We start from the raw sequence: 15,274 nt of genomic DNA on the forward strand, positions 1-15,274 counted from the left end.
ATGGACTTTCTCAACAACGCGCTGAACCTTGCCGGTCGCTTCGACCTGCCCGCCATTGCCGAAAAGGCCGGCATCACCCCCGAACAGGTGCAGACGGTCATCGGCCTGCTCGGCAAGTTCGCCGGCCATGTCGACCCGGCACAGGACGCCGCCGACCATAGCGGCGTATCGCGTCATCAGATCGAGGCGATCCTGTCCGAAATCGGCGGAGCCGACGCGCTGGGACAGGTCGCGCAGGCATTCGGGTTCGACATCGATGCAAAGGGCGGTGCCGGTGATGTGCTCGGCAATCTCGGCGGGATGTTCGGGCGGAAGTAAACTCAAAGCCCGATTCATCCGACTGAACACGTTGCCCCAGCGCAGGCCGGGGCCTCTTGCGGCTCCTGCCGCGTGCCGTCACCGGGAGATCCCAGCCTGCGCTGGGATGACGTCCGATCCAATGTTGGTAGATCAGGCTTACCCCCGCTTGAACGGGGTCATCTCGCCCAGATATTCCTGTTCCTGCCCGATCGCCGCGCGCTCGCGCTCGACGAATTCGGCGACCGCGCGGTGGAAACCGGGGTCGGGCAGGAAATGCGCCGACCACGTCGTAACCGGAACATAGCCACGCGCCAGCTTGTGCTCGCCCTGCGCCCCCGCCTCGACCCGCTGCAACCGCCGCGCGATCGCGGCGTCGATCGCCTGATAATAGCATAGCTCGAAATGGAGGAACGGCACCTCCTCCACCGCGCCCCAATAGCGCCCGTACAGCGCATCGCCGCCGATCAGGTTCAGCGCGCCCGCGATCGGCCGTCCGTCGCGTTCGGCGAGGATCAGCAGGACGTCGTCGCCCATTACCTCCGACAACAGTGGAAAGAAGCTGCGCGTCAGGTACGGCCGTCCCCATTTGCGGTTCCCGGTGTCCTGATAGAACGCCCAGAACGCATCCCAATGCTCCGGCCGGATGTCACGCCCGGTCAGGTGCCGCACGGTCAGCCCGTCGAGCGCCGCCGCGCGTTCCTTGCGGATCGCCTTGCGCTTGCGGCTGGCAAGGTCGTTCAGGAAATCGTCGAAGCCGTCATAGCCGCGGTTGGCCCAGTGAAACTGCGTGCCCGCCCGCGTCAGCCAGCCCGCTGCCTGAAACGCCGGCAATTGCGCTTCGTCGACGAACGTCGCGTGCGCCGACGACAGCCCGTTCTGCCGCACCACCGCCTCAACCGCGGCGATCAGCGCCGATGCCTGCGCCGGATCGCGCAGCAGCAGCCGGGGGCCGGGCACCGGGGTGAAGGGCACCGCAATCTGCAGCTTGGGATAATAATCGCCGCCGGCCCGCTCCCACGCATCGGCCCATGCGTGATCGAACACATATTCGCCCTGGCTGTGCGACTTGGCATAGGCCGGCGCGATCGCGACCGGCACGCCGTCGGCATCGTCGACGATGATCGGCAGCGGCTGCCACCCCGACCGTCCGCCGACGCTGCCCGATTGTTCGAGCGCCGACAGAAAGGCGTGGGACAGGAACGGATTGCCCTTGCCCGCGCAGGCGTCCCACTGGTCGGCGGGAACGGCGCGGACGCCCTCGGCGATGCGGGCGGTGATGGTCGTCACATGGGCAAAGATAGGGGGCGGGACGTTGCAGCGAAAGGTCGAACGTCTTCGCCCGCAATCGTCATTCCCGCGCAGGCGGGAATCCATAGCCGCAATCTGTCGGATCGATCGACACGACAGCGTATCTGGACCCCCGCCTGCGCGGGAACGACGAACAAGGCCTACGCCTTCGTCACCTTCAATCCATCCCGGAACAGCAACTCGCGGCGCGGGACCGGAATTTCGATTCCGTTCTCCTTGAACAGATCCCACAACCGGTTGAGCACATCCGACCGGACATTGCCCACCCCCTGTTCGGGGTCGCTGATCCACGCCAGTATCTCATGCTCGACCGCATAGTCGCCGTAGGAGATCAGCCAGACATTGGGCTTGGGGCTGCGCAATACGCGCGGGCTTTCGGTCGCGGCCTGCAACATCAGCTTTTGCGCCAGCCGCAAGTCGGTCTCGTATCCCACGCCCACCGGAATGCGGACCCGGACGTTGCGGTCGGAAAAGGACCAGTTCTCGACCTCCTGCGTCATCAGGTTTTCGTTGGGGATCAAATGCTCCTTGCCGTCGCGGGTGATGACCGACACCGCGCGCACGCCGATCTTGTTGACCCAGCCGAAGCTGTCGCCGACGACGATCACGTCGCCCGGCTTGATCGAGCGGTCCATCAACAGGATGATGCCCGCGATCAGATTGCCGACCGTCTTCTGCAACCCGAATCCGACCGCCAGGCCAAGGCCGCCGGAAAAGATCGCAAAGGTCGTCAGGTCGATGCCGAGCAGATCGATCCCGAAGAAGAACGCGGTGATGACCACCGCGATCGATGCCAGCTTCTGCGCCAGCAATTTCTGCGCCGGGTCCAGCCCCTTGGCCTGCGCCACGCCATGCGCGACGACCTTGTTGACGATCCGCACGACCGCATACAGCACCACCGCGGTCAGCAGGGTACTGACCAGCGCCAGCAGCGACAGCCGCCGTCGCCCGATCGAGAAACCGATCGCGTCGAGCGTGTCGGTGATCGGCTCCAGCCCGCCGATCGCGCCCGACAGCGCGGCGACGAACAGGATGAACCCGACCGTCCACGCCATCCACCGTGCCAGATGGACGCCGCGCAACAGCTGCACCGCCAGCCGCGCGACCGCCGCGCCCAGCGCCAGTCCGACGACGATGTCGGCCAACGCACCCCAGTAGTGCACCTGCCCGACCACCGCCAGCGCCAGTACCGCGACCAGGTGGCGGAGGATGTCGCACAGCCGCCCGACGATGCCGGTGGCATGGTCGCCCACCCGCTCACGCCACAGGCCGGTCAGCCCCGGCCCGGCCCAGCGCCCGACAAACCAGCCGAGCGCAAGCGACAACAGCACGAAACCGAGTGCCACCCCCGCCTCGGCCAATTGCGCGCCATCCCCGACCGGCAGGCCGCGCGCCGTCAGCCAGCCGGCGATCCCGTTCACCGCGTCGCCCGGAACCGCGCCAGACCGGCGTCGAGATCGGCGATCAGGTCGTCCACGTCCTCCAGCCCGATCTGCAACCGGATCATCGGCCCCTCCGCCGGCGTGCGGGTGACGCTGCGATAGCGGTGCGGATCGATCGGCAGCGCGAGGCTTTCGAACCCGCCCCAGCTATAGCCGATGCCGAACAGCGCGAGGCCGTCGATCAGCGCCGCCCGCGCATCGTCGCTGCCGCCGTCGAGGACGAACGCGAACAGCCCGGCGCTTCCCCGGAAATCGCGGACGAACAGGTCGTGCCCCGGACAGCCGGGCAGCGCCGGGTGCAGTACCCGCGCGACGCCGGGCTGCTGCGCCAACCATTTCGCGATGCGGATCGACGATTCGCCATGCTGTTTCAGCCGCACCGCCATCGTCCGCAGGCCACGTGCGCCGAGCGCGGCATCGTCCGGCCCGACATGCTGGCCCAGTTGATAGGTCGCGTCGCGCAGTGCCTGCCAGTGCGATGCCACCGCCGTCGCCGATCCCAGCATCGCATCCGAATGGCCGACGACATATTTGGTGCAGGCCATGATCGTCACGTCGACCCCGTGCGCCATTGCCGGGAACAACAGCGGCGTCGCCCAGGTATTGTCGAGAATGGTGGTGATGCCGCGCGCGCGCGCGAGGGCGGTCATCGCCGGCACGTCCTGTACCTCGAACGTCAGGCTGCCGGGACTTTCGAGGAACAGAACCTTCGTCCGCGACGTCATCAGGTCGGCGATGCCCGCCCCGATCATCGGATCGTACAGCGTCGTCTCGACCCCGATCGTCCGCAGCATTCCCAGCGCGAAGGCGCGCGTCGGATCATAGGCACTGTCGGGCAGCAACAGGTGATCGCCGGGCTTGAGATAGGCAAGCAGCGCCGTCGTGATCGCCGCGACCCCCGATGGATAGAGCAACGTGCCCTCCGCCCCCGGCTCCAGTCCTGTCAACGCCTCGGCCAGCGACCATTGGGTCGGGGTGCCGCGCCGGCCGTAGAACAGGCGATGATGGGTATCGCTGCCCGCCGCTGCGCGCAGGCCGGCGACATCGTCGTACAGGATCGTCGATGCACGCCAGACGGGGACGTTGACCACGCCGCCGGTCCATTCGTCGCGCCGCCCGCCGGTGACGACGTGCGTCGCGGGCGATTGCGGGGTGTCGTGCTTGCTCATGCGGTCACCTTCGGCGTCTGCGGATCGGCGGCCCATTCGGTCCAGCTGCCGTCATATAAAGCGGCGCTGCGCCCTAGCAGATGCAGTGCAAAGGCAGGGATCGCGGCGGTGATGCCCGACCCGCAGGTGGTCGTCACCGGCCGGTCGAGATCGACGCCCTCGCTCGCGAACAGTGCCGCCAGTTCCTTGGGGGACCGCCACGTCCCGTCGTCCCGAAAGAAGCGCGCATAATGCAGGTTGCGGCTGCCCGGAATATGCCCCGACGGCAGCCCGCGCGGATCGGCCTCGCTCCCGTCGAACCGCGCCGGCGAGCGGGCATCAATGAGTTGTCCCCCGTCGCCAGCGAGCATCATCGCCTTGGTCCGTACCGCCGCCAGGTCGGGATCGGCGACGAAGCGGGTCGGTTCGGACGCTGCGATGCCGCTCTCGACCGGGCGTCCTTCGCTGCGCCATTTCGGCAGGCCGCCATCGAGGATAGCGACCGGCAGCGTCGGCGCGAACCGCCGGAACAGCCACCACGCCCGCGCCGCCGTATGGTGCGGCGAATGGTCGTACAGCACGACCTGTGCATCCTGCCCTACGCCCAGCGCACCCAGCCGCCCGGCGAATCTGTCCGCCGTCGGCAGCGACGTCGCCTGGCCCGTCGACAGGCTACGCAGATCGAGAAAGCGCGCGCCGGGCACATGCGCGGCGGCATATTCGGCGGCTTCGTCGCGCGGCGGATCGGGCTGAACGGCCAAGAACGTCGCGTCGAGGACGATCAGGCCGGGGGTACCGATCCGGTCGGCCAGCCCTGCGGTGGAAAGGAGCGATTGCATAAGGGAGAGGCTTAGGCGAGCGGTCCCGCCGGTCAATCCCCGTACCGCGGAAGCGTGTCGAGCGCCTTCAAAAACCCCGCCGCCTGGTTACGGAGCGCCTGCTGCGTTTCGTCGGCCATCTTGTCCCAGCTGCGATACGGCATCGCCATCCGGGGATTGTTGCCGAACTTGTCGCGGTTGCGGACGACGAAGTCCCAATACAGTGCGTTGAATGGGCACGCATCTGGCCCGGTGCGCTGCTTCACGTCATAGCGGCACGACCTGCAATAATCGGACATCCGGTCGATATAGGCACCCGACGATGCATAGGGCTTCGACCCCAGCAGCCCGCCATCGCCGAACTGGCTCATCCCCAGCGTGTTGGGCAGCTCGACCCATTCATAGGCGTCGGCATAGACCTCCAGATACCAGCGATGCACCTGTTGCGGCTCGGCCCCGATCAGCAGCGCGAAGTTGCCGGTGATCATCAATCGCTGGATATGATGCGCATAGGCATTCGACAGCGTCTGCCCGATGGCCTGCGAAAGGCAGTGCATGTTGGTCTCGCCGGTCCAGTAGAAGCCGGGCAAGTCGCGCTTCGCGTTCAGGAAATTGCGCGTCACATAGTCCGGTCCCTCGCGCCAATAGATGCCGCGGACATATTCGCGCCAGCCGATGACCTGCCGGATAAAGCCCTCGGCGGCGTTGATCGGCACCTTGCCGGCCACGAACTGCTTCTCGACCGCCTTGCACAGGTCGAGCGGATCGAGCAGCCCGGCATTGAGATAGGGCGACAGCACCGCGTGCCACAGATACGGTTCGTCGGTCAGCATCGCATCCTGATTGTCGCCGAACCCCGGCAACGCATGGGTCAGGAAGGCGCGTTGCTGGCGCAGGGCGTCCTTGCGGGTGACGGCGAAATCGAACCCGTCGAGCGTCCCGGCATGATCGCCGAAGCGTTCGCCGACCAACGCCAGCACCGTTCGCGTCATATCGTCCGGTGCGAACGACAGCGGTCGCGGCATCAGCATGTCGCGCTGGGCGGGCTTGCGATTGTCGTGGTCGAAATTCCATTTGCCGCCGACCGGCTTGTCACCGTCCATCAGCAGACCGGTCTCACGGCGCATGTCGCGATAGAAATATTCCATGCGCAATTCGCGCCGACCCGCGGCCCATGCGGCGAACCGGTCGTGCGAACACAGGAACCGCGTGTCGGCGCGGACATCGACGGGTATGCCGAAGACCGTCTCCCACGCCTCCAGCATCGCCTGCACCCGCCATTCGCCGGCTTCGGTAACGACGATCCGCGTCGGATCATGCCGTTCGACCGCCCGCGCGACCTCGCCGGTGAAGCTGCCGGCATTGTCGGGATCGTCGAGCGTCACATAGTCGACGCGCCAACCCGCCTCCCGCAGCGCGGCGGCATGATGCCGCATCGCAGCGAACAGGAACGCGATCTTCTTGGGGTGATGGCGGACATAGGTCGCTTCCTCGACCACCTCCATCATCAGGATCGTGGTGCAGCCGGGATCGGCGTCGCGCAACGACGACAGGCCCATCGACAACTGGTCGCCCAGCACCGGGATCAGCACCCGTTCCATTCGCGCCCGCCTTTTCCTACATGTGCGGCCATGGACCCGAAATTCCTTGGCCAGGCCAGCCCGCTTCCCGCCAACCCGGAAGCCGCCGAACTCGATTATGTTCCGAACCCGCGCGGCACGCCGTATCTGGTGCGCTTCACCTCGCCCGAATTCACCTCGCTGTGCCCGGTCACCGGACAGCCCGATTTCGCGCATCTGGTGATCGATTATGTGCCGGGCGAGACGATCGTCGAATCGAAATCGCTGAAACTGTTCCTCGGCGCGTTTCGCAACCATGCGGCGTTTCACGAGGATTGCACCGTCGGTATCGGCGAGCGCCTGTTCCATGAAATGAACCCGGTGTGGCTGCGCATCGGCGGCTATTGGTATCCGCGCGGCGGCATTCCGATCGACGTGTTCTGGCAATCGGGGGAAAAACCCGCCGGCGTGTGGATTCCTGAACAGGACGTGCCCGGATATCGCGGACGCGGATGATTCGTCGCATTGCGGCAACGTTTCGACGGTCGAATCCTGCCGCAACGCACAAATCATGCAACTTTTATACGTATCGGAATGTTTCTGTTTGTGGACACCGCCCCTTTGGGGAGTGGCTCACCGCATCGCAAAGAGGAACGCAGATGGACCGAATGGTCGCCACGAAGCCGCTCGATCGTATCGCGCTGATCGGTAACTTCCTGCCGCGCAAATGCGGGCTCGCGACCTTTACGACCGACACCTACAATGCGTTGCGCGATCGGTTTCCCGATCTGGCGGTCGATGTCTATGCGATGGACGACCGGCCCGGTGCCTATGACTATCCCCCCGAAGTAACCCATGCGATCGATCAGAACGACCGTATCGCCTATTTCGATGCCGCCCGCCGGATCGAGGCGAGCGGGGCACAGGCGGTGTGGGTCCAGCACGAATACGGCATCTATGGGGGTTCGGCCGGCGAATATATCGTCGGCCTGCTCGACCGGGTGAACGTACCCGTCGTCATCACGCTGCACACCATTCTCGAAACGCCCAATGCCGATGAGCGCCGCGTGCTCGAAGCACTGCTGCGCCGCGCTGCCAAGGTGGTGGTGATGGCCGACAAGGGTCGCGAGATCCTGATGCGCGTCCATGGCACCGATGCGCGCAAGATCGTGACGATCCCGCACGGTGTTCATGACCGTCCGTTCGTCGTGCCCGACACGATGAAGGGCCGCTTCGGCTGGACCGGGCGTCCCGTGATCCTGACTTTCGGCCTGCTGGCGCCCAACAAGGGCATCGAAACGATGATCGATGCGATGCCGCAGGTCGCGGCGAAGCATCCCGATGCGCTGTACGTCGTGCTGGGCGCGACCCATCCGCATCTGGTGGCGCATGAGGGCGAGGCCTATCGCGACCGGCTGAAGGCGCAGGCCGCCCGGCTGGGCGTGTCCGACAATGTCTGCTTCCTCGACGGCTTCGTCGAACAGGACGAACTGCTCGACTATCTCCAGGCGGCCGACCTGTACGTCACCCCGTACAGTAATCCGGCGCAGATCACGTCGGGCACGCTGTCCTATGCGGTGGGCGTCGGCAAGGTCGTGGTGTCGACCCCCTATGTCCATGCCACCGAGATCCTTGCCGACGAACACGGCGTGATCGTCGATTTCGGCGACGCCGATGCGTTCGCGCGTGAAATCAACGACCTGCTCGACAACGACCTGCGCCGCGACACGCTGGCGCTGCGGGCCTATGCCCGCGGTCGGACGATGCTGTTCCCGTGCCTTGCCGAAGCGGCGATGGTCGAGATCGAGCGCGCCGTCGCCGCCCGTCCCAGTCGGGTGCGGCCCAGCACCGATCTGACCGCGCTGACGCCCGACTTCGCCGCGGTCGAGCGGATGAGCGATGCGACCGGCATGTTGCAGCATTCGATCTATTCGGTGCCCGATCGCCGCCACGGCTATTGCATCGACGACAATGCGCGCGCGCTGATCCTGATGTCGCAGATCGACGATCTCGATCCGGTGCAGCGCGACAAATGGACTACGATCTACGCATCGTTCGTCCAATATGCGTGGAACCCCGACAAGCGTCGCTTCCGCAACTTCATGAATTTCGACCGGACCTGGTGCGAGGATGAAGGGTCGGAGGATTCGAACGGTCGCGCTTTGTGGGCATTGGCAATCACCGCCCGTGATGCGCATTCGCGCAAGCATCGCGACTGGGCAACCGCGCTGTACGAACAGACCACCTCGATCGCGCTCGACCTCGGCTCGCCCCGCGCGCGGGCCTTCGCGATGCTCGCGGCGGTCGCGATGCTGGAGGTGACCCCCGGCCATGCGCTCGCGACCGAGATCGCGACCCGCTTCGGTGCCGAACTGGTCACCCTGCTCGACGCGTCGCGCCGGCCCGAATGGCAGTGGTTCGAAATCGTGCTGGCCTATGACAATGCCCGCCTGCCCGAAGCGATGATCCGCGCCGGCAAGGCATTGCAGCGCGACGATTACCTGAAGGTCGGGCTGGAAACGCTCGACTGGATCGTCGGCCAGCAAACCTCGCCCGAAGGTCGCTTCCGGGCGATCGGAACCGAGAGTTTCAGCCGGGCCTATGCTGATCCGCTCCCCTTCGACCAGCAGCCGCTGGAAGCGCAGGCGACGGTCGAGGCCTGCGCCGCCGCCTTCGAAGCCACCGGCGACCAGCGCTGGATGAACGAAGCGGTCAAGGCGTATAACTGGTATCTCGGGGCCAACGACCTCGACCTGCCGCTGGCGACCGTCGCCGATGGCGGCTGTTTCGACGGGCTGATGCCGACCGGATTGAACCGCAACCAGGGGGCGGAGTCGATTCTCGCGCTGCAATTGGCGTCCTGTGCCATTTCTGCCCTTTCAAAGGGCCGCGCATCCGTGGCAGACCCGCGCCGCGCCGTAGCCTGACCGGCTACGGTTTCGGCCGGGACTATTGGACGCGCGAATGCTGGATATCTACAACCACCCCATGCGGCTGTACGCCGATCCCTCGCGCGTGGTGGTGCGCCCGTTTCATATTGCGTGGCAGCGCAATGGCTCCGCCCCCAGCCGGACCGAACGGTTGGTCGGCGAAGTGCTGGCGATGTCGGCGCAGGAAACGCGCGCGCAACTCGAAACCGTGCTCAAGGATTTCGAGGCGCGGCATTGGCAGACGCGCCGCGTGTTCATGACCCGCTATGACGAGATCGAGACGGTGCTGGGCCTGAACGGCGCAGAGATCGGCGATGAAAAGCGTCAGTTGATCGGTGCCTATTTCTGTCACGAATATAGCTACGCCGCCGCCGCGCTGATGAACCCGAGCGCGGTGCCGCATTTCGACCAGACCGGAATGCCCGACGGGTCGCTGCGCATCCTGATGTCGCTGCGTGCGGTCGGCGAAGGCCATATTTCGTCGGTCGCGTTTCGCGAAGGCATCATCACCGACGAAAACGAACTGACCCTCGCGCCCGAGCCGCCCTTCGCCACCGCCGCCGACGCGATCGGTGAAGAGGACGAAGCGCCCGAGGGTGAGGTCACGGTGTTCCGCCACCGCGATTCGACGCTGTCGGGCACGGTCATCTTCCCGATCACGCAGGCCCAGTCGAAGGGGCTGGAGGACATGCGCCTCGTCCGCTTCCAGCATGACGACGGCAGCTTCGAATGGCTCGGCACCTACACCGCCTATAACGGATCGATGATCCAGTCCGAATTGCTGCGCACCCGCGATTTCCGCGCGTTCGATCTTGTGCCGATGACCGGCAGCGCCGCCCGGAACAAGGGCATGGGCCTGTTCCCGCGCAAGATCGGCGGGCAATATATGATGATCGGCCGGCAGGACGGCGAGAACCTGTTCCTCATCAAATCCGACGAGCTGACCCATTGGGACGAGGGCGAGCTGCTGCTCAAGCCCGTCTATCCATGGGAACTGGTGCAGATCGGCAATTGTGGTCCGCCGATCGAGATCGACGAAGGCTGGCTGCTGCTGACCCACGGCGTCGGGGCGATGCGCAAATATGCGATCGGTGCGGTCCTGCTCGATAAGGACGATCCGTCGAAGGTCATCGGCCGCACCCGCGACCCGATCCTTGCAGCGGCGAACGAGGACCGCGAGGGCTATGTCCCCAACGTCGTCTATTCGTGTGGCGCGATCCGCCATGGCGACCGGATCTTCATTCCATATGGCGTCGCCGACAGCTCGGTCGCCTTCGCGTTCGTGACGATCGAGGCGCTGCTCGGCGCGATGTAACGCGCCGTCGGTAGCGTAGTGAACCCGTTCGGCCCGCCAATCCCTTCGACCGCCCTTGGCGGCCGTCGAAGGGCTTGGCGATCCGTCTCACCGAACGGCGTGCCCGCCGCTACGTCGAGACCGGTTCACAACCGGTGCAGCGCCTGTGTCGCGGTCCCCAGCACCGCCGCCCGTGCGCGCAGGCTGGCGACCAGAAAATCGATCTGTTCGTGCAGGAACCGGCGCGGCGTGGTGCCGAGCACCGCGTGCGAATCGCGCAGGAAATGCGACGCGCTGAAATAGGCCGGATCGATGCTCGAATAATCGATCTCGCCGCGCGACTCGATCAACGGGATCAACGACCGCAGGAAACGCGACCGGATCAGCAGCGTCTTGGGCAGGAAACCGAAATGCCGCCGGCATATCCGCCGCAGCACTTCGGGCGAGATATCCCATTCGCGCGCCGCCTGCGCCAGCCCGCCCGGCGCATCGTCGACGACCAGCCGGGCGATCCGCCGGATCAGTTCCTCGTCGGGACTGGGCGGCCCGATCTCGGCGAGCAGGAACCGGTCGAGGGCGGCCTTCACGCCATGTTCGTCCTCGACCGCCGACAGCGTCGCGACCAGCCGATCGGCGAACCCCGGCGACGCGGCATCGTCCAGCGGCACGATCCGGTCGGCATAGCGGTCGGCTCCTTCCACAAAGAACCGCGACCAGCCGAGCGCACTGACCCCGAAGCCGATCATGATTCCGCCATTGGTCAGCGTATGCAGCGCATGGCTGCTCGGCCCGCACAGGCTGGCCTGCGGCATCGGGTTGAATATCCGCCGCCCGATCGACACCGCAATCGGCCCCGCCTTCAACGTCACCCGGACATTGGCGGTGCCGGGCAGGAACCAGTTCTCCATCCCGATCGATGCCGGCCCGCTGGCGGCATAGAGGTGATAACCGGTCGTATAATCGGCCAGGGCCGGATCGGGCCGTTCGTAGCGGATCGCCATGCCGGGCGGCATCGCGAACAGTGCGGGAGGAATGTCGGGCGTCTCGGTCCCGCCGACGACCGGCCGCATCCCGGTCAACCGCGGAACAACCCGCCCAGAACACCGCGCAGCAAACCGCCGACGACGCCGCCGCTTTTCGCACGCCCGCCGCGGGTCGTGCCGAACACCTGCTTGCCGATTTCGTTGACGACGATCCGCCCCACCGCCGACCCGGCCGACCGGGTCGCCGATTGCGTGGCGCGGCTCCATGGATTGTTCGCCGCCTCGCGCTCGACCGTACGCGCCGCCTTCTCTTCCGCACGCGCCGCGCGGTCCGCCGCACGCTGTTCGGCGATGCGCCGGCGTTCGGCCTCTTTCGCCGCGCGCGCGTCTTCCTTTGCCTGCAACGCTGTTTCCTTGTCGGCGGCGACCTGTGCCTTTGCGGCGGCAGCGGCGGCGGCAGCTTCGCCGGCCTTGGCTCCCAACAGTTCTGCTGCCGATTCGCGGTCGATCGCGGTGTCGTAGCGGTCGCCGATGATATCGGTTTCCATCAGCACGCCGCGTTCGACCGGGGTCACCGGCCCGACCCGCGATCGCGGCGGCCGGATCAGCGTTCGCTCGACCGGGCTGGGCGATCCATCCGCCTGCAACACCGACACCAGCGCCTCGCCGGTCTTCAGTTCGGTGATCGCCCGCGCCACGTCGACGCCGGGATTGGCACGGAACGTTTCCGCCGCGGCCCGGATCGCCCGTGCTTCCTTGGGCGTGAACGCCCGCAGCGCATGTTGCACCCGGTTGCCCAACTGGGCCGCCACCGCATCGGGAATATCGACCGGGTTCTGCGTCACGAAATAGATGCCGACGCCCTTCGACCGGATCAGCCGCACGACCTGTTCGACCTTGTCGACCAGCGCGTCGGACGCATCGTCGAACAACAGATGCGCTTCGTCGAAGAAGAACACGAGCACCGGTTTGTCGGGGTCGCCGATCTCGGGAAGCGTCTCGAACAATTCGGACAACAGCCACCGCAGGAACGTCGCATACAGACGCGGCGATGCCATCAGTTTGTCGGCGGCCAGCACCGATACGATGCCGCGCCCATCGTCGCTCATTCGCCGGAAGTCAGCGAGGTCGAGTGCGGGTTCGCCGAAGAACCGGTCGCCGCCCTGGGTCCGCAATTGCAGCAGTGCACGCTGGATCGCGCCGACCGATTGCTTGCCGACATTGCCATAGCGGGTGGTCAGTTCGTCGGCGCGTCCGGCGACATGCACCAGCATCGCCTGGAGATCGTCGAGGTCGAGCAGCAGCAAGCCGTCCTCGTCGGCGACGTGGAAGGCGATGGTCAGCACCCCTTCCTGCACGTCGTTCAGGTTCAGCATCCGGCCGAGCAGCAGCGGCCCCATCTCCGACACCGTCGCGCGGATCGGATGGCCGGCCTCACCGAACAGGTCCCAGAACACGACCGGCGTGTCGCGATATTGCCAGTCGCTGTCGCCGATCGCGGCGGCGCGTTCGGCAAAGGCGGCGTGCGGCCTGGCGGTCGCGCTGCCCGCCATGGCGATACCCGACAGGTCGCCCTTCACATCGGCAACGAAGACCGGAACGCCGGCGGCGGAAAAGTTTTCGGCCAGACCCTGCAACGTCACCGTCTTGCCGGTGCCGGTTGCGCCTGCGATCAGCCCATGGCGATTGGCGCGTTTCAGGACGAGCGATTGGCGGACACCGGCCGCGGTCGCGCCTATGAAGAGTTCGGTGGTGTCGGTCATGCCCTGCCCCCTGTCGTGGCAGGATATTTACCCAGTTTGACGTCCACGTAAATCACGTGTTTTCCAAGAAAAAAGGGGCGGCGATCCCCATGACCGCCGCCCCCTTATCTTGAGAGTCCGTTGAAAGTGCGCCGTGGCGCATTTCTACGACACTCGCCTTACCGCGAGTTTTCAACCGGCCTCTTACCGGTTGTCCACCGCGATCGCGACGAAGGCCGGCGGGACCGATCCGCCGGGTCCGATCGGCTGGATCTGCAGCAACAGCTTGCGCTTCGCCACACGTGCCGCCGCGACCGCGCGGGCGAGTTCTGCCGACGACGTCACCGGCTGGCGATCGGCCGACAGGATGACGAAGCCGCGCCGCAACTGTTTGGCCGCCGCATCGCTGTTCGGATCGACCGCAACGATCACGACACCACGCGTCGATGCTTCCAGCCCGAGCTGCCGTGCGATCGACGGGTTGAGCGGTTGCACCGCCATGCCCGCGGTCGCCGACAGGCTGTCGTTCGCCGGCGGATTGTTCGGTGCCTCGTTCGGGTCGAAACGTTCGTCCTGCGCCTGCAACTGCTCTTCCGACGGACGCGTGCCCAGCGTCACCGGGATCTGCTGGCGACGGCCATCGCGCAGGACGTCGAGCGTGACGCGGCTGCCCGGCGCTTCCAGCCCGACCAGGTAGGTCAGCGACTGTTGCGGCGTGATTTCCTTGCCGTTGATCGCAAGCACCACGTCGCCGACGCGGATGCCGGCCCGTGCCGCCGGCTCGCCCGGCGAAACGCTGCGCACCAATGCGCCACGATCCTTGCTGATGCCCAGCGCGTTGGCGATATCCTCGCTCACGTCCTGCGGCCCGAGGCCCAGATAGCCGCGCGCGACCGACTGGCCCTTCATCAGCTTGTCGACGATCGGCTTGGCCTGCTCGGCGGGAATCGCGAAGCCGATGCCGATATTGCCGCCGGTCGGCGACAGGATCTGCGAATTGATGCCGATGACATTGCCCTGCATGTCGAACATCGGTCCGCCCGAATTGCCGCGGTTGATCGCGGCATCGGTCTGGATGAAGCGATCATAGGGTCCCTGACCCACGCGGTTCAGTGCCGAGATGATGCCGGCGGTCACCGTGCCCGACTGGCCGAGCGGGTTGCCGATCGTCAGTACCCAGTCGCCGACCCGCGCCTGTCGCGAATCACCGAAGCGGACGAACGGGAAATTCGGACCGTCGATCTTCAGCACTGCCAGGTCGGACAGCGCATCGCGACCGATCAGCTTCGCCTTATATTCCTTCTGATCGGCCAGCGTCACGGTGATCGATTCGACCGTCGCGCCTTCCGCTCCGGCCGAGACGACATGGTTGTTGGTGACGATATAGCCGTCGTTCGAAATCAGGAAGCCCGAGCCGAGCGACTGCGCCTCCTGCGTCCGGCCGCCACCGCCGCCGCCGCGCCCACCGAAGAACTGCTCCAGCGGCGTACCCTGGAACGGGTTCGCCTGCTGCTGCACGGTGATACGCTGCGTGGTCGAGATGTTGACGACCGCGGGCGAAAGCCGGGTCACCATGTCGGCAAAGCTCATCGGCGCACCGGGGCGCGGTGCGGACATGGCGTTGATCGCACCGGGTTCATTCTGCGCGGTCTGCGCCCCCGACGGGTTGAGCGTCAGGGTCGCGGCGGCACCGCCCAGCAACAGAGCGGAAGTAATGGCGTAGGCGTAACGCACGTTTGGATGGTCCTCT

At 66.0% G+C, this 15,274-nt stretch carries 12 protein-coding genes; 4 read left to right on the forward strand and 8 right to left on the reverse strand.

All coding sequences use genetic code 11. From position 1 onward, the window contains the following. Positions 1 to 318 carry a hypothetical protein gene (locus ASE70_RS07175; RefSeq protein ID WP_056395360.1) on the forward strand — a complete coding sequence of 106 codons (318 nt, stop codon included), beginning with the start codon at positions 1 to 3 and terminating at the stop codon, positions 316 to 318. Between the two features lie 138 nt (positions 319 to 456). Here ASE70_RS07175 and ASE70_RS07180 read toward each other — a convergent pair whose 3' ends face one another. The 5 genes from ASE70_RS07180 to ASE70_RS07200 all read right to left on the reverse strand — a co-directional run bounded on the left by ASE70_RS07180 (position 457) and on the right by ASE70_RS07200 (position 6,617). Beyond that, positions 457 to 1,587 (reverse strand): GNAT family N-acetyltransferase, encoded by a 1,131-nt coding sequence (locus ASE70_RS07180; RefSeq protein ID WP_056502924.1) that lies wholly within the window; start codon positions 1,585 to 1,587, stop codon positions 457 to 459. 161 nt (positions 1,588 to 1,748) lie between these two features. Beyond that, entirely contained in the window at positions 1,749 to 3,029 is a 1,281-nt protein-coding gene (locus ASE70_RS07185; RefSeq protein WP_056502928.1) for a mechanosensitive ion channel family protein, read from the reverse strand. Beyond that, positions 3,026 to 4,219 (reverse strand): cystathionine beta-lyase, encoded by a 1,194-nt coding sequence (gene metC, locus ASE70_RS07190; RefSeq protein WP_056502931.1) that lies wholly within the window; start codon positions 4,217 to 4,219, stop codon positions 3,026 to 3,028. The genes ASE70_RS07185 and metC overlap by 4 nt, the downstream gene beginning before the upstream one ends. Next, positions 4,216 to 5,037: a sulfurtransferase gene (locus ASE70_RS07195; RefSeq protein ID WP_056395351.1), complete on the reverse strand. Its 822-nt coding sequence runs from the start codon at positions 5,035 to 5,037 to the stop codon at positions 4,216 to 4,218. Before ASE70_RS07195 ends, metC begins: the two co-directional genes overlap by 4 nt. Before the next feature lie 32 nt (positions 5,038 to 5,069). Next, on the reverse strand, positions 5,070 to 6,617 hold the full coding sequence (locus ASE70_RS07200) for a cryptochrome/photolyase family protein (RefSeq protein ID WP_056502934.1): 1,548 nt from the start codon (positions 6,615 to 6,617) through the stop codon (positions 5,070 to 5,072). A gap of 30 nt (positions 6,618 to 6,647) precedes the next feature. Between ASE70_RS07200 and queF the strand changes: the two genes are divergently transcribed. The 3 genes from queF (at position 6,648) to ASE70_RS07215 (ending at position 10,820) form a co-directional block, all read left to right on the forward strand. Further along, positions 6,648 to 7,091 carry a preQ(1) synthase gene (queF, locus tag ASE70_RS07205; protein WP_056502937.1) on the forward strand — a complete coding sequence of 148 codons (444 nt, stop codon included), beginning with the start codon at positions 6,648 to 6,650 and terminating at the stop codon, positions 7,089 to 7,091. A gap of 143 nt (positions 7,092 to 7,234) precedes the next feature. Continuing rightward, complete coding sequence (locus tag ASE70_RS07210; protein ID WP_156356079.1) at positions 7,235 to 9,502, forward strand: glycosyltransferase family 4 protein; 2,268 nt, start codon at positions 7,235 to 7,237, stop codon at positions 9,500 to 9,502. Between the two features lie 37 nt (positions 9,503 to 9,539). Further along, positions 9,540 to 10,820: a glycoside hydrolase family 130 protein gene (locus ASE70_RS07215; RefSeq protein WP_056502946.1), complete on the forward strand. Its 1,281-nt coding sequence runs from the start codon at positions 9,540 to 9,542 to the stop codon at positions 10,818 to 10,820. A gap of 125 nt (positions 10,821 to 10,945) precedes the next feature. On the opposite strand, the gene ASE70_RS07220 is transcribed toward ASE70_RS07215, so the two are convergent. The 3 genes from ASE70_RS07220 to ASE70_RS07230 form a co-directional block, all read right to left on the reverse strand. Continuing rightward, a complete protein-coding gene (locus ASE70_RS07220; RefSeq protein WP_156347260.1) occupies positions 10,946 to 11,869 on the reverse strand; it encodes a hypothetical protein in 924 nt (307 codons plus the stop codon). Between the two features lie 5 nt (positions 11,870 to 11,874). Continuing rightward, positions 11,875 to 13,545 carry a helicase HerA-like domain-containing protein gene (locus ASE70_RS07225; protein ID WP_056502948.1) on the reverse strand — a complete coding sequence of 557 codons (1,671 nt, stop codon included), beginning with the start codon at positions 13,543 to 13,545 and terminating at the stop codon, positions 11,875 to 11,877. A gap of 183 nt (positions 13,546 to 13,728) precedes the next feature. Further along, entirely contained in the window at positions 13,729 to 15,258 is a 1,530-nt protein-coding gene (locus ASE70_RS07230; protein WP_056502951.1) for a Do family serine endopeptidase, read from the reverse strand. Positions 15,259 to 15,274 lie beyond the last annotated feature (16 nt).

Source organism: Sphingomonas sp. Leaf22 (genome assembly GCF_001421715.1).
In the GTDB taxonomy this organism is placed as follows: Bacteria; Pseudomonadota; Alphaproteobacteria; order Sphingomonadales; family Sphingomonadaceae; genus Sphingomonas.

Bases quoted from the DNA above. Each gene is read 5' to 3' on its own strand.
- ASE70_RS07225 (WP_056502948.1), bottom strand. From the start codon at position 13,545: ATGACCGACACCACCGAACTCTTCATAGGCGCGACCGCGGCCGGTGTC.
- queF (WP_056502937.1), top strand. From the start codon at position 6,648: ATGGACCCGAAATTCCTTGGCCAGGCCAGCCCGCTTCCCGCCAACCCG.
- ASE70_RS07195 (WP_056395351.1), bottom strand. From the start codon at position 5,037: ATGCAATCGCTCCTTTCCACCGCAGGGCTGGCCGACCGGATCGGTACC.
- ASE70_RS07210 (WP_156356079.1), top strand. From the start codon at position 7,235: ATGGACCGAATGGTCGCCACGAAGCCGCTCGATCGTATCGCGCTGATC.
- metC (WP_056502931.1), bottom strand. From the start codon at position 4,219: ATGAGCAAGCACGACACCCCGCAATCGCCCGCGACGCACGTCGTCACC.
- ASE70_RS07200 (WP_056502934.1), bottom strand. From the start codon at position 6,617: ATGGAACGGGTGCTGATCCCGGTGCTGGGCGACCAGTTGTCGATGGGC.
- ASE70_RS07175 (WP_056395360.1), top strand. From the start codon at position 1: ATGGACTTTCTCAACAACGCGCTGAACCTTGCCGGTCGCTTCGACCTG.
- ASE70_RS07220 (WP_156347260.1), bottom strand. From the start codon at position 11,869: ATGCGGCCGGTCGTCGGCGGGACCGAGACGCCCGACATTCCTCCCGCA.
- ASE70_RS07215 (WP_056502946.1), top strand. From the start codon at position 9,540: ATGCTGGATATCTACAACCACCCCATGCGGCTGTACGCCGATCCCTCG.